Raw genomic sequence first — 15,529 nt, 5'->3', positions numbered from 1 at the left:
TTTTGTTTTTCTGAAAAATAGTGTATAATACTTCAGGAATTATATTTTAGAAAGGATTTTTATGAAGAAGAAAACCTTACTTTTGCCAGCTTTATCTGGTCTTTTGTTGGCACCCTTTGTTTTGACAGAGGCAGTGTCAGCAGCAGAAGTTACCACAACGCCTACGAGTGAGGCAGTTGCGGTAACAGCAGATTCAAGCAGTACAACTGCTTCAACAGCGGCTACTGGAACAACCACAACAACCAGCACTCCTGCCACAGAGACTCCTACGTCTACTAGCGCAGCAACTCCAACTAGTGAGACAGCAAGTTCGACCAGTGAGACAACTACTTTAACAGCAACTGAAGCAACAACGGTTGCGACAAGCGAAGTGGAAGCGGTTATTTTGCATACTAATGACGTGCATGGGCGAATCTTAGAAGACCGTGGTGTCATTGGTGATGCGAAGGCAGCAGCCATCATTGCAGATGAGCGGACAAAAGCGACAACTACAATCGTTGTTGATGCTGGAGATGCCTTCCAAGGGATGCCAATTTCGAACAGCACTCAAGGTGAAGACAGAGCAGCCATCATGAACCAAGTTGGCTACGATGCCATGGCAGTTGGGAATCATGAATTCGATTTCGGCTTGGATCAGGCAGTAAAATACAAAGAACTGTTGAATTTCCCACTCTTGAGTTCCAATACCTATGTAGATGGTGCCCGTTTGTTTGAATCCTACACAATCGTTGATAAGGATAAAACAGTTGTCGGTGATGAATTTGTTGTCATCGGTGTGACAACACCAGAAACAGCTACCAAAACTCACCCACAAAACATTGTTGGTGTTACCTTCAAGGAACCAATTGACGAAGTGAATTTGGTCGTTGATGAAATTGAGGCAAGAGCAGATTCTGCTGGTGTTACCTACAAAAACTACATTATTTTGGCTCACTTAGGTGTGGACACTACAACTCCAGAATCTTGGCGTGGTGATACACTTGCAAAAGCCCTCTCAACCAATGCTAAGTTGGCTGGAAAACGTGTCATCGTAATTGACGGTCATTCCCATACAGTTTCTTCAACTACTTATGGTGATAACGTAACTTACAGCCAAACTGGTTCTTATCTGAACAATATTGGTAAAATCACTCTCAAGTCCAACCAACTCTTGGCTGAAACCAGCTTGATTTCAGCTGCAGATGCAGCAAGCGTGACACCTGATCCGACAATTGCAGCCTTGGTAGCAGACATAAAGGCAAAATATGAAGCTGAAAACGCAGAAGTTGTAATTGCCAATAACCCAGTCGAACTCAACGGAGAACGTTCAAATGTTCGTGTTCGCGAAACAAACCTAGGTAATATTGTTACTGATGCCCTCTATGACTATGGACAAACAGGATTTAGCAACAAGTCAAGCTTGGCTGTGACAAATGGAGGAGGGCTTCGAGCAAGCATTAATAAAGATCAAGCTGTCACAAAAGGCGATATCATTGCAGTTCTCCCATTTGGAAATAGCATCTCACAAATCACAGTAACAGGTCAGCAAATCAAGGATATGTTTGAGAAGTCGGTTTCTGCACCACACCAAGTCAACAAAGAAACTGGCGAAGCTGTCTTAGACGCAAATGGCCAACCATTGCTTGAAGCAAGTGGAGGATTCTTACATGTTTCTGGCGCCCAAGTTTTCTATGATGTAAATCTTGAAGCAGGCAATCGAGTGCAGTATATTTCAATCTGGAATCCAGATACGGAAAGCTACGATGCTCTTAATTTGGAAGCGACTTATTATCTAGCGACAAACGACTTCTTGGCTGCAGGTGGTGACGGCTATACCATGCTCGGTGGTGCCCGTGAAGAGGGTCCATCTATGGATAGCGTATTTGCTACCTACTTGAAAGAAGTAGCAAGTGTTAATCTTCTGAACCTTTATGAAGAAGTAAACCCTGAAACACGCCTCTTCTCAGTGAATAGCAGTCTGGATTCAGATGGTGATGGTTTTGTTGATTTTGTAGAAGAGATTCTTGGATTCGATCCGAATGATGCTGCTTCAAATCCGGATGCTGTTGTGACTCCACCTGCTGACAATTCAAATAACCAGTCAGCAACGGATTCATCAGGTCAAATCTCATCTGACACAAACAAGGATTCAAACAAACCAGGAACTCCTGCTGTGAAAACTCCAGGTCAAGCAGGTCCGAAGCAAGTAAACCAAGCTAGTCTTCCAGCTACTGGAAGCAACCAATCTGCCCTTGTTAGCATGATTGGACTCGGATTGGCAGGCATCGGATTTGCCTTGAAAAAACGCAAAGAAGTAGAATAAAAACTTTTTATCAAGAGTTTTTAATGAAATCGTGACGAACAACCCTAGGGGGTTGTTTTTCTCTTTTTACCAACCACCCTTTGGCTTTTTTACTCAATAAGAAAAAGCACCATTTTGAGGTGCTTTTGTAGGTTAGAACTTATTTTATCTTGACTTGTTTCGTAAGGTTGAGACCAAAGGGAACGAGATTTTCCTCTTTTTTCAGGATACGTTGGATATTTTCCTTATGTCTCACAATGACGAAACTACCAAGAAAGACGACAATCACCGTAAAGAGTCCGTCATAGCTAGTCAGTAGAAAGTGTATTGCGGGAAATAGCAGAGCTCCTAAGATAGCTGCTCCAGCCGCCACTACACTTGACATGGAAACCATGGAAGTCAGGTAAAGGCAAAGGGCAAATACTAGAATTAAATAAAAACAGAAGGCCGGAGCAAATCCCATTAACATACCTGCTGACGTTGCCACAGCCTTTCCACCCTTGAAATTAGCAAAGATTGGGAAAGTATGTCCTAAGACCGCCACCAAGCCAAAGACGATTGGAGAAATGCCCTCTGCATGAAGCAGAACTGGCAACAGGGTCGCAAGCGTACCTTTTAGAAAATCAATCAAAAATACAATGGTTCCAGCCTTTGGCCCCAGTATGCGAAAGGTATTGGTTGTCCCGGTATTTCCAGAGCCATGCTCACGAATATTTATCTTAAAAAAGGCCTGGCCGATCCAGAGACCTGATGGGATAGATCCCAATAAATACGCTGTCAATAATAGTAAAACATTCAATAACATGGTTTCATTATAGCATATTTTTAGACAGTCTGAGACCAAAATGTTTTTGAAACCCTGTTCCATCGGATTCTCCAGCAGAAAAATTTTGCAAAAATGCTCAAAAACTTGTAATATAGTAAGGATGACAAGTATGGAGGTCAGTTTTGGCTAAGAAAGAGATTAACATAAATAACTATAATGACGATGCCATTCAGGTACTGGAAGGGTTGGATGCTGTTCGCAAGCGCCCTGGTATGTATATCGGCTCGACAGATGGGAACGGTCTGCACCACATGGTCTGGGAGATTGTCGATAACGCTGTCGATGAAGCGCTGTCTGGTTTCGGTGACCGAATTGACGTGACCATTAACAAGGACGGCAGTCTGTCCGTTTCCGACCGTGGTCGTGGTATGCCCGTTGGTATGCACGCTACCGGCAAGCCAACCGTAGAAGTCATTTTTACCGTTCTCCACGCCGGTGGTAAGTTCGGTCAAGGGGGTTACAAGACCTCTGGTGGTCTCCACGGGGTTGGTTCTTCGGTGGTTAATGCCCTGTCCAGCTGGTTGGAAGTAGAGATTACTCGTGACGGTGCTGTTTACAAGCAACGTTTTGAGCAGGGCGGAAAGCCAGTCACGACTTTAGAGAAGATTGGCACCGCACCAAAATCAAAAACAGGTACAAAGGTGACCTTTATGCCTGATGATACCATTTTCTCAACGACTGATTTCAAGTTCAACACCATTGCCGAACGCCTGAAAGAATCAGCCTTCTTACTCAAACAAGTCACCATGACCCTGACAGATGAGCGGACAGGCGAGCAAGAGGAGTACCACTATGAAAATGGCGTTCAGGACTTTGTATCCTACCTCAACGAAGACAAGGAAACTCTGACACCAGTCCTCTATTTTGAAGGAGAAGATGCAGGATTCCAAGTCCAAGTGGCCATGCAGTACAACGATGGTTATTCAGACAACATTCTCTCCTTCGTTAACAACGTTCGGACCAAGGACGGCGGTACCCACGAAACAGGTCTCAAACTAGCCATTACCAAGGCCATGAACGACTATGCTCGCAAGACCAACTTGCTCAAGGAAAAGGACAAGAACTTAGAAGGTTCTGACTACCGTGAAGGTCTGTCGGCAGTTCTTTCAATCCTTGTACCAGAAGAGCATTTGCAGTTTGAAGGACAGACCAAGGACAAGCTGGGCAGCCCGCTTGCTCGTCCTGTGGTGGACGGCATTGTGTCGGACAAGCTGACCTTCTTCCTTCTGGAAAATGGCGAGCTAGCATCGAATCTAGTTCGCAAGGCCATTAAGGCGCGTGACGCCCGCGAGGCTGCTCGTAAGGCGCGTGACGAATCCCGAAACGGAAAGAAAAACAAGAAAGATAAGGGCCTTTTATCAGGGAAACTCACCCCAGCCCAGTCCAAAAATCCAGCAAAAAATGAACTCTATCTGGTCGAGGGAGATTCGGCTGGAGGCTCTGCCAAACAGGGCCGTGACCGCAAGTTCCAAGCCATTCTACCCTTGCGTGGTAAGGTGATCAATACCGCTAAGGCGAAGATGGCAGACATCCTCAAAAACGAAGAAATCAACACCATGATCTACACCATCGGTGCAGGTGTTGGTTCAGACTTTACGCTAGAAGATGTCAACTATGACAAGATTATTATCATGACCGATGCAGATACGGATGGTGCCCACATTCAGACCCTCTTGTTGACTTTCTTCTATCGTTACATGAGACCCTTGGTAGAAGCAGGTCGGGTTTACATCGCCCTTCCGCCGCTTTACAAGATGTCCAAAGGCAAGGGCAAAACAGAAAAGATAGCTTATGCTTGGTCTGATGGGGAATTAGAAGATCTCCGCAAGGATTTTGGCAAGGGCTTTATCCTCCAACGCTACAAAGGTCTTGGTGAGATGAATGCCGATCAGCTCTGGGAAACAACCATGAACCCTGAAACCCGTACCCTCATCCGTGTCACCATTGAAGATTTGGCGCGTGCTGAACGCCGTGTATCTGTCCTTATGGGCGACAAGGTTGAACCACGCCGGAAATGGATTGAGGATAATGTTAGGTTTACGCTAGAAGAAAACACAGTATTTTGATGAACAGTTTTTCTCTTATGACAAAGAAAGTATGGAAGACAAGATGAAAAAAAGATTTTCTAAAAAACAGGCAATCGAGGAAATTCAAAAGAGATACCAGAAAGCTGAGTCACTATTGAAAGATGATTCCAAAATGGAACCCTTCTTGGAAAAAATAGAAAAGAAAATTAAATGGATTCCCTTTTTAGCTCAGGAATTTAAAAATATTCCCATCATGATAAGTATGGTTCGAAGCTATTTGAAACGAGATTATACCAAGATTCCTAAGAGGACTATTCTCGCAATTGTTTCGGCTTTAATCTACTTTCTCTCACCTGTAGATGTAGTTCCAGACTGGATTCCATTTTTCGGGCAGATGGATGATGCGCTGGTTATAGCAACTTGCTGGAACTGGGTTAATAAAGACATTGAAGATTATCGGGCATGGAAGAAGCTGCGCTCGGCAGAAAATATAAACAAACCCTAAACAAGGTGGTGTTCCCATTGAGCAACGCTTTGAAAAAAGAAGATATAGATATTATTATGCTGTTACAAGTATAATTAGCAGTAAACTTTTTAACACAAAATAATAAAATAAGAAAAAGGAATATTATGAGTAATATTCAAAATATGTCCCTTGAGGACATCATGGGAGAGCGTTTTGGTCGCTACTCCAAATACATTATTCAGGAGCGGGCTCTACCGGACATTCGGGATGGTCTGAAACCTGTTCAGCGCCGTATCCTCTACTCTATGAATAAGGACGGCAACACATTTGACAAGGGCTACCGAAAGTCTGCCAAGTCAGTCGGGAATATCATGGGGAATTTCCACCCGCACGGTGATGCCTCTATTTATGATGCCATGGTCCGCATGAGTCAGGACTGGAAAAACCGCGAGATTTTGGTGGAGATGCACGGGAACAACGGTTCCATGGACGGCGATCCGCCAGCAGCCATGCGTTACACTGAGGCTCGCCTATCGGAAATGGCTGGTTATCTGCTGGCCGACATCGAGAAAAAGACCGTGCCTTTTGCTTGGAACTTTGACGATACGGAAAAAGAACCCACTGTGCTACCAGCTGCCTTCCCTAATCTCTTGGTTAATGGAGCGACAGGAATTTCAGCAGGGTACGCGACTGACATCCCGCCGCATAATCTGGCGGAGGTCATCGATGCCGTTGTTTACATGATTGATCATCCAACAGCTAAGTTAGAAAAGCTAATGGAGTTCTTGCCTGGACCAGACTTCCCAACAGGTGCCATTATCCAAGGGGCTGACGAAATCAAGAAAGCCTATGAAACTGGTAAGGGCCGTGTCGTAGTTCGTAGCCGTTGTGAAATCGAACAACTCAAGGCTGGTAAGAAACAGATTGTCATTACCGAGATTCCGTATGAAGTCAACAAGGCTGTTCTGGTCAAGAAAATTGATGATGTACGTGTCAACAACAAGGTTCCTGGTATTGCCGAGGTGCGTGATGAGTCAGACCGAACAGGGTTGCGGATTGCCATTGAGCTGAAAAAAGACAGTGATGAGCAAACCATTCTCAACTACCTTTACAAGTACACCGACCTGCAAATCAATTACAACTTCAACATGGTGGCCATTGATAACTTTACACCGCGTCAGGTCGGCTTGCAGAAAATTCTGTCCAGCTACATCGCCCACCGTCGTGAGATTATCATTTCCCGGTCTAAGTTTGACAAGGAAAAAGCAGAAAAACGCCTCCATATCGTAGAAGGTTTGATCCGTGTCATTTCCATCTTGGACGAGGTTATTGCCCTTATCCGTGCTTCTGAAAACAAGGCTGACGCCAAGGAAAACTTGAAAATTAGCTATGACTTCAGCGAGGAACAGGCAGAGGCTATCGTGACCTTGCAACTTTACCGTCTGACCAACACCGATATTGTGACCTTGGAGAATGAAGAAGCGGCTTTACGCGAGCAGATTCAAACCTTGGCAGCTATTATCGGCGATGAGCGGACCATGTTCAATCTCATGAAGAAGGAACTGCGTGAGGTCAAGAAGCAATTTGGCAATCCTCGTTTGAGTGAATTGCAGGATCAGGCAGAAACGATTGAGATTGACACCGCCAGCTTGATTGTCGAAGAAGAAACTTTTGTCAGCGTGACCAAGGCAGGCTATATCAAACGGACCAGTCCGCGTTCTTTCAATGCCTCAACGCTGGAAGAAATGGGCAAGCGGGACAATGACCAGCTGATTTTCTTACAGAATGCCAAGACAACCCAGCACCTCTTGCTCTTTACCAACCTTGGAAATGTCATCTACCGACCTGTCCATGAGTTGACAGATATTCGTTGGAAGGATATTGGTGAACATCTGAGCCAGACTCTCATGAACTTTGATACCAATGAAGAAATTATCTTCGCTGAATTGGTAGAGAATTTTGAAGAAGGAACTTATTTCGCGGTGACCAAACACGGTCAAATCAAGCGTGTGGAGCGGAAGGAGTTTACTCCATGGCGGACTTACAAGTCCAAGTCAACCAAGTATGCCAAGCTCAAAGATGCGGATGATGTGGTCATTACTGTATCGCCTGTAGTCTTGGATGACATCATGCTCATCACAGAAAAGGGCTACGCTCTGCGATTTAACATCGAAGAAGTGCCAATCATCGGTGCCAAGGCGGCCGGTGTCAAGGCGGTCAACCTCAAGGATGAAGATGTGGTGGCTGCGGCCTTTATCAGCAATACCAGCTCCGTCTATCTCCTGACCCAGCGTGGTAGTTTGAAGCGGATGGCGTCGGAGGAAATCCCTGTGACCAGCCGTGCCAAGCGTGGTTTGCAGGTGCTTCGCGAACTCAAGGCTAAGCCTCACCGTGTCTTTGCGGCGGGGCCAGTATTGACGGATCAGGGTGATTTTGACCTCTTTAGTACGGCAAATGAAGATGAAACGACTAGTCAAGTGCTTCATGTCCAGTCCAAAACGGGTAAACTCTATGAAGTCGATGTGACCCAGCTCAGCCTGTCTGAACGCACCAGCAACGGTAGCTTCATTTCGGATACCATTTCTGATGAGGAAGTTCAATCTGCCTGGTTGAAATAGGAGAAGCAAGTGAAGAAGAAATACCTTGTACTCCTGATTCTGATAGTAGTCATGGTTTTGACATTGCTTGCTATGAATCTCTTTCCTGCTTTTGAGGAATGGCTTCACCAGCTGTTTGGTTGGTACTAACAAATGAAGAAATCAACCCGCTCAGGCGGGTTTTTCTATTACATAATTTATTTGAGTATTTTCTGTAAAATGATATAATTAGAATGTATCTTTGAATTATCATCGTTTGATTTATGTAATTTTTAAAATTTTATAGAGGTGAGCATATGAAAAGATTTGTTCCGTTTTTGTTTTTGCTTCTGACCTGTCTTACAGCTTGTCAAAAAAATAAGACTGATAGTGTGGAAGATACAGCTGCTAGCATTTCATACATTGATAGTTCAGACAAATTATATGGAAAATGGCAAAAGAATTTTAGATATGCATTTGTAGCATCGGATACTTCCACTTTGATGATGGCAGGTTTTTCTTTGGAGGAGAATCAAGAGGTTCAACTCTATCGTTCAGGTAGTGAATTGATGGCTTGGAATCAAGGAAAGATTGTCCGAGGGACCTTTAGACTAAAATCCTATGATAAAAAGGAAACTGTTGAAACGTATTTGATTTTGGATGGAAAAACGACAACTGGTACGGAACCAGAAAGGATAAAAGTTTTACCAGACTTAGTTGTGCAAATTGATGTTTCTGAAGCAGAATTACAAAAAGCAGATCCTGAGCGTAAAGGGGATGAGAAAACTACTTTTTATGCCTATCAGACAAGCGATGGGATTTTGGTGCTGACAAATGGTAAGACAGACGAAGACTTGCAGGTCTTCATAGCTTCCAATGATGCTGTACAAACATCATCCTCAGTTTTTCCAGAGACTTTGCTTGGGACGTGGTATGGTTGGGAACCTAGCTTACAAACCACTTTTACTAGAACGTTTTATGAGGACGGTCGTGTGGAGAAGAGGGGATCGAATGGACGAATCGATGTTGCCTATGTGGAGAGAATGGTCCCAATAGAAACGATTCCACATCTTTACCATTATATTTTAGATGCCGATAAAGAAAATAGCATCTTTGCAGTATATGATGGTTTCGGCGATATATTTACCCCTAAAGTTGAATATGGAATATTTGTGCATCCAGAAGGGAAATTCCTCAATTCGATTGTATGGGGATTAAAAGAAGATGAAGAGTTTAATTATCGTCCGGACCCTAGTTTTTTCCAAGGATTTGTTCAACATTCCTATAGTATGATAAGAAATAAGGAACAACTATTAACAAGTGATTCGAATAATGGATTGATGCACCTTTGGAGTCGCAATCAGTCCCAAGAACTTGCAACTTTTATGGCGAGTTTTGGAGAGAGAATGGGGCAAAGTCCTTATAACTTGATACATCAAAGTGAGCATGTTTTATACAACGAGAATCAATTAGAAGTAAGTTACAATTTGTTGACACCCAAAGATTATACAATCGTAGCTACTTATGAGTATATTATTGATCAATCTACCGTTCATCGTTATTATTTTGCTATACGAGAAGACCAAACTGCAACAGTTCTGTACACTAATGTCAGAGATGCGTCGTTGTATTATGTAAAAACCACCGAAAACCAAGAATTATTGCAAGGATTTTCTGAACTTGTGAATCTACCAATCAGTTCGGAACAGTTAGCGGAACAGTAGTATCATGTTTTTGTAGAGGTGTTATAAAAATGCGGGTTATTTGAAAAAGCTAAATCTAGTGCTGGCTGCAGTTGTCTGCTTGCTCCAAGCAGGATGTCAAATACAACAGGTCACAGTAGAAAATGTGGCTGAAGGGACAGCCACAACAGAAAAAATAATCCTGCTTGGCAGGGGCGTTATCGACAGATTAGTAGTCATGGCAGTTTGAATCTTGTAGAGATAAAAAATAATGCTGAATTTGTAGCGAGTGGAGAGAGAGGAAGTACCTGGTTTAGTCTCGAAAAAGTCTATTATGAATAACATTTCATAGGATTCTAAAATTTTCAGAAAATTCCATTATTTCCTTGTGAATTTCTTTAAAAAAGGTTATAATAAGAAAATCAATTGTAAAGAAGGATTACAGTTATGACAGTAAACATCGACTGGGAAAACCTTGGTTTTTCCTACATGAAATTGCCTTACCGCTTTATTGCCCAGTTCAAGAACGGCCAGTGGTCTGAGGGCCAGCTGACAGAAGATGCAGAACTTCACATTTCAGAAAGCTCACCAGCTCTCCACTACGGCCAGCAGGCTTTTGAGGGCCTCAAGGCCTATCGCACCAAGGAGGGAAAACTCCAGCTCTTCCGTCCTGACCAGAATGCCAAGCGTCTGCAGCGAACAGCCGACCGCTTGCTCATGGAGCCTGTTCCGACGGAACTCTTTATCAAGGCCTGCAAAGAAGTGGTCAAAGCCAACGCAGACTACGTTCCTCCCTATGGAACTGGCGGTACCCTCTATCTTCGTCCGCTCCTGATCGGTGTTGGCGACATCATCGGCGTAAAACCAGCCGAAGAGTACATTTTCACCGTTTTTGCTATGCCGGTTGGCAACTATTTCAAGGGCGGCCTAGCTCCAACCAACTTCCTCATCCAAGACAAGTACGACCGTGCAGCACCTAACGGAACTGGGGCAGCCAAGGTCGGCGGTAACTACGCAGCATCGCTCTTACCGGGTCAATATGCCAAAAAGCAGGGCTTCTCAGATGTGATTTACTTGGACCCAGCTACCCACACCAAGATTGAAGAAGTCGGGTCTGCAAACTTCTTTGGGATTACAGCCGATAACGAGTTTGTTACACCAATTTCACCGTCAATCTTGCCGTCTATTACCAAGTATTCTCTCTTGTATCTAGCAGAGCATCGTCTGGGTATGAAGGCTGTGGAGCGTGAAGTCCTTGTCGAAGAATTAGACCAGTTTGTCGAAGCAGGAGCCTGCGGAACAGCAGCCGTTATTTCTCCAATTGGAGGCGTTCAAATAGCAGACAAACTCCATATTTTCCACAGTGAAACAGAAGTGGGTCCAGTTACCCGAAAACTCTATGAAGAATTAACAGGCATTCAGTTCGGTGACATCGAAGCACCAGGAGGATGGGTTGTAGAAGTAGAATAAAGCTGAGTGCTTTTCAATGATAAAGAAATAAAATTGCTTTTTTACAAGGCAATTTTATTTTTATTGACTGTATGGTGAAGTTAATGAATATTGACTTTGAAAGTCTATCTGTATTACAAAATTATTCCGTCAAGATTTTAGAGGTGTTTTACTTCAAATTACGAACATTTTTGATATAATGGAATGTAGAGAAAAAATTCTCTGCATCATAGAAAGGAATATCATTTATGGATAAAAAAACAGATGATATATTGAATTTTCTAGATATTATTAATCTTTTTAAGAAAAATATTATATTAATCGCCGTTTGTGCCTCGATTGGAGGCGTCATTATGGGATTGTATGCCAGTTTTGGTGTAACTCCCCAATATGAATCAAGTGCACAACTTTTGGTTGCACAGGATCCTATTGACATGGGTACTACTAATACCTACGCACAAGCAGCGACTTCTATTCGAACAAATTTGGAAATGATTCCAACCTACCGGGATATTTTATACGGTGTTCCAGTGTTAGGTAAGGTTTCAGAAACCTTTGGTAGCGACTATTCAGCTGCCTATTTGAAAGAGCGACTTAGCTTTGTTCAAACAGAGGACTCTCAGGCCTTCGTTGTGAAACTACGGTTAGATGATGCGACAGAAGCGCAAGCGGTTTTGGAAGAAATTACAACTGTCTTTAGCCAAACTTTACAAGAAATTTATAGTGAAGGTTTTGGGAAAGTTGTTGTTCTATCCCCAGCTTCCTACAATAGTAGTAAGGTTTCACCAAGTATTGTGAAGAATATTGTAACTGGTATTCTGGGAGGGATTTTCCTCTCATTTGGCTTTGTTCTTACACGAAATCTCTTGGATAGAACTGTCAAGAATGATGCAATCTTGCAAAATCATAACCTAACACTCTTAACAGAGTTATATGGTTTGAATACAAAAGAAATTGGAAGTGCACATTATCATGAGAGAGTAATGGTAGAAAGTGAGTTAAAGTAATGTTTTTTGGGAAAAAGAAAAGACAGCGGATCTTGCATAAGCAACAGATGCAAGGGTCACCACTTTATTCTGCAACTCAACCAAACAGTTTAAATGCTGAACAGATTCGCGTTCTCCGTACAAATTTGGAATATGCTCAATTAAACGGTAAAGTGAAGTCAATAGGTGTTACATCCTCTATTCCAGGGGAAGGAAAATCGACTGTTTCCGCCAATTTGGCACACAGTCTGGCATCTGCAGGTAAAAAGGTATTAATTGTGGATGCAGACTTACGAAAACCAACAGTTCACCGAACTTTTAGATTAAAAAATGTTCGTGGGTTAACAGACTTAGTTATTCATAGTGAAGATCGGTTTACGCGGCATTTGAATTATTTGTCAGATATTGACTTGTATGTGTTGACATCCGGACTAATTCCTCCGAATCCTTCAGAATTACTACAGTCAGAACGAATGACTCAGTTAATGACTGAGTTGGCAGATTTTTTTGATTATATCATTTATGATTTACCTCCAGTAAACAGTGTAACTGATGCACAAATCATGTCGAGAAAAGTAGACGGAATGATTCTTGTGGTTCGTCAGGAATATGTTTTGAAGACGGAATTGGAGAAGAGTTTGCGTAATCTGAATACTGTCGAAGCAAATATTTTGGGCTATGTAATGAATGATGTAGCCATTGGACAAAAGGATTCATACTATTACTATTATGGTTCTGATACAGAACAGTCAGAATAAAAGCAATCATTATAAAAAAAGAGGAGCTAGATTCGTTAGCTCCTTTATTGACTTTATTTTGAAAGCATAGATGACAAAAGGCGTCCAATTGTATAGTTTGATGGGAGAATATACACTTTGATGAAGTAGCGGTGGAAAGACAGGGAATCCTTATAGAATGTCTTCACAAATGGATTGCTCAGATAATGTAGTGAATCTAGGTGTTTTTTTGCATACCGATAAGCTGATTTATCTCCAATTTTGACTGCATTTGCAATCATTTGAAGTAAGTCTTCAATCATCTTAAAGTGAAAATAGTCTTTGTAGTCTGGATTTCTTTCACCCATGATACGGTTGTTTTCCATTGATTTTCGATTGTTTTCAGGTGCAGGTGTTGTACTAAGAGATCCTTCTCTCGAACGATAGATATACAGTTTTTCTGGTACTGTTGTGATGTTCTCCGCATGAATCATCAACTCAAAGTAAATACCTTCCCCCATACCTGGTAAAAATCGAAAGTTGATTTTATCTATTAATTTCTTGGCAACCATTCGGGCAGTTGGTTGGGTATTATGAAAAATATCCTTTAGTTCTGCTTTGCCATAAATCGGCTTGTACCAGACGGATTTTTCTTTTCCGTCAGAGGAATAGGTCCCTGTGTCACAAAGAACTAAATCTGCCTCATCAATGGAGGCTTGTTGATAGAGTTTCTCAAACATATCTTTTTGAAGGAAATCGTCTGAGTCAACAAAAGAGATAAACTGACCAGATGCTCGCTCTATTCCTTTATTTCGTGCTTCACCAACGCCAGTGTTGGTTGGTGAGTTGATTACAAGCACCCGAGAATCTTCTTGTTCATATTTTTTCATGATGGATAAAGATTGGTCAGTCGAGCAATCGTTGACTAAAATAAGCTCGATATCTGACAAACTTTGATTTAAGATGGATTCGATACATTCACCAATATATTTTTCTGTATTGTAAACTGGGACGATGATTGAAACTTTTGGCACAGTTGATGTCCTTTCTTTTTTTACATTATATCATAGAATGTTACAATTTTTGAGAAACTGATGAATTCAAAAGAAGTATGACCCAATTATTTTTATTTTATTGTTTCAAATGTTATAATGGAGTGTTAGTATGATTGTGATAAGGAATGAATTATGAAAAAAAGAAATGGAAAATGGGAAAAGGATAGTCTATGGAATCCTAGTCATTTCTACCCTAGACTCGTCCATTGTACACATTATTTCCAGCTAACAATGCAAGGAGAAGTGACTTTTTATGGATAATAAACAGTTTAACAAGTGGAGTGTTTACTTTTTCTATATTTCAATTGTTATTTTTCCTCTTAATATGTTATTGTCGCTTCTTCTTCAGAAGACTGGATTTGCATTTCTCGCTGCGAGAAGTATTTATATTTGCTATGCAATTGTTTACATGTTTGCAGTGGTCATATTTGCGCGCTTTGGAGTGTCAATAAAGAGGGTAGTTGCACTCTACGCCATTTATTTTTTATATTTTATCTTCTATTTGACAGCTGATCCCTTTGTGAAAGATATTTTTTCTGGGGTAGTAATGATGATGATCTACCTTTACTATCTTCCTTACTCTGTTTTGATTCTATCTAGAATAACGGACTTCTCTTTGCTGTTTTCAAGTAAGTGGATTGAATATACTAACTATTTTGTCATCTGTATTGCTTTCATTGTTAAGTATGTCTTCAATGATGTGACCAATTACATGACTTATTCCTATAACTTACTGCCGATTTGGATTTTGTTCACTTTAAATTTTATCCATCGTCCAACTTTAATCAAGGCTGGAATCGCAATTATTATGCTTTTGGAAGGTGTTATTTATGGAGCGCGTGGTCCATTAATTTGGTTGGCAGTGGGTGGAGTATTGGGTTTGTTTCTAGAACTGATAGAAAATAAGGTCATTCGACATCTTACCCTAAAGAAATTCTCACGTTTCATTTTTAGCCTTGGAATATTTGCTGGAATCTTCTTTCTCGTAAGACAACGATTGGGATCCATCGAAATTGAGGGTTCCTATATCCTTAGTCGATTACAACAGGGAGATTTAGGAGATAGTACAGGAAGGGTTGTCATGATTGACACTGCACTTTCGTATTTGAAGCTTATGGGGGGGGAAATTAATGGCCTATTCTTTGATAGAACCATTATGCCTGAAAAAATATACGTCCATAATTTTATACTTGAAACTTTGCTTGCATTTGGTTGGTTTCTAGGTGGTTTCATATTACTGTTTATTTTCTTGATTTTTTGCAAGTGCTTCCTCATGTCAAATGCTGTCAATAAAAAAATGATAATCTTCGCTGTATCTTCTTTCTTTTTAAAATATTTTTTATCAGGTAGTATGTATGAAGGTGAAAGTTTTATTATTTTACTAGCTATTTTCTTTGCTATATATCAGCAAGAAAAAACAAGGAATTCCAATTTATGATTCATAAAAAAAACTCCGTCAATTTCA

Annotated in this window: 12 protein-coding genes; 10 read left to right on the top strand and 2 right to left on the bottom strand. The window is 41.5% G+C overall.

Going from position 1 to position 15,529, the window contains the following annotated elements:
• Nucleotides 1–61 precede the first annotated feature (61 nt).
• Nucleotides 62–2,302, top strand: a complete 2,241-nt coding sequence (gene nt5e / locus J5566_RS01315) for a cell surface ecto-5'-nucleotidase Nt5e (RefSeq protein ID WP_208561750.1) — start codon at nt 62–64, stop codon at nt 2,300–2,302.
• Between the two features lie 139 nt (nt 2,303–2,441).
• On the opposite strand, the gene plsY is transcribed toward nt5e, so the two are convergent.
• Nucleotides 2,442–3,086 carry a glycerol-3-phosphate 1-O-acyltransferase PlsY gene (gene plsY / locus J5566_RS01310; protein WP_208561749.1) on the bottom strand — a complete coding sequence of 215 codons (645 nt, stop codon included), beginning with the start codon at nt 3,084–3,086 and terminating at the stop codon, nt 2,442–2,444.
• A gap of 143 nt (nt 3,087–3,229) precedes the next feature.
• Between plsY and parE the strand changes: the two genes are divergently transcribed.
• From parE to J5566_RS01270, 8 genes are all read left to right on the top strand, one after another.
• Nucleotides 3,230–5,173, top strand: a complete 1,944-nt coding sequence (gene parE / locus J5566_RS01305) for a DNA topoisomerase IV subunit B (protein ID WP_172073204.1) — start codon at nt 3,230–3,232, stop codon at nt 5,171–5,173.
• 43 nt (nt 5,174–5,216) lie between these two features.
• Nucleotides 5,217–5,639, top strand: a complete 423-nt coding sequence (locus J5566_RS01300; RefSeq protein ID WP_208561748.1) for a YkvA family protein — start codon at nt 5,217–5,219, stop codon at nt 5,637–5,639.
• Nucleotides 5,640–5,764: 125 nt separating this feature from the next.
• Complete coding sequence (gene parC, locus J5566_RS01295) at nt 5,765–8,218, top strand: DNA topoisomerase IV subunit A (RefSeq protein ID WP_208561747.1); 2,454 nt, start codon at nt 5,765–5,767, stop codon at nt 8,216–8,218.
• A 275-nt stretch (nt 8,219–8,493) separates the two neighbouring features.
• Entirely contained in the window at nt 8,494–9,900 is a 1,407-nt protein-coding gene (locus J5566_RS01290) for a DUF4767 domain-containing protein (protein ID WP_208561746.1), read from the top strand.
• A gap of 40 nt (nt 9,901–9,940) precedes the next feature.
• Entirely contained in the window at nt 9,941–10,108 is a 168-nt protein-coding gene (locus tag J5566_RS01285; RefSeq protein WP_208561745.1) for a hypothetical protein, read from the top strand.
• Between the two features lie 197 nt (nt 10,109–10,305).
• Nucleotides 10,306–11,328 (top strand): branched-chain amino acid aminotransferase, encoded by a 1,023-nt coding sequence (locus tag J5566_RS01280; protein WP_208561744.1) that lies wholly within the window; start codon nt 10,306–10,308, stop codon nt 11,326–11,328.
• Between the two features lie 227 nt (nt 11,329–11,555).
• Complete coding sequence (locus tag J5566_RS01275) at nt 11,556–12,314, top strand: YveK family protein (RefSeq protein ID WP_208561743.1); 759 nt, start codon at nt 11,556–11,558, stop codon at nt 12,312–12,314.
• A gap of 32 nt (nt 12,315–12,346) precedes the next feature.
• Entirely contained in the window at nt 12,347–13,051 is a 705-nt protein-coding gene (locus tag J5566_RS01270) for a CpsD/CapB family tyrosine-protein kinase (protein ID WP_279630926.1), read from the top strand.
• 53 nt (nt 13,052–13,104) lie between these two features.
• Here J5566_RS01270 and J5566_RS01265 read toward each other — a convergent pair whose 3' ends face one another.
• Complete coding sequence (locus tag J5566_RS01265; RefSeq protein ID WP_208561741.1) at nt 13,105–14,043, bottom strand: glycosyltransferase family 2 protein; 939 nt, start codon at nt 14,041–14,043, stop codon at nt 13,105–13,107.
• A 274-nt stretch (nt 14,044–14,317) separates the two neighbouring features.
• Here J5566_RS01265 and J5566_RS01260 point away from each other — a divergent pair, with 274 nt between their 5' ends.
• Complete coding sequence (locus J5566_RS01260) at nt 14,318–15,502, top strand: hypothetical protein (RefSeq protein WP_208561740.1); 1,185 nt, start codon at nt 14,318–14,320, stop codon at nt 15,500–15,502.
• Nucleotides 15,503–15,529: the final 27 nt, after the last annotated feature.

The sequence above is a fragment of the Streptococcus suis genome (assembly GCF_017601095.1).
Lineage (GTDB): Bacteria > Bacillota > Bacilli > Lactobacillales > Streptococcaceae > Streptococcus > Streptococcus suis_Z.
This window is presented reverse-complemented; position numbering and strand designations above follow the sequence as displayed.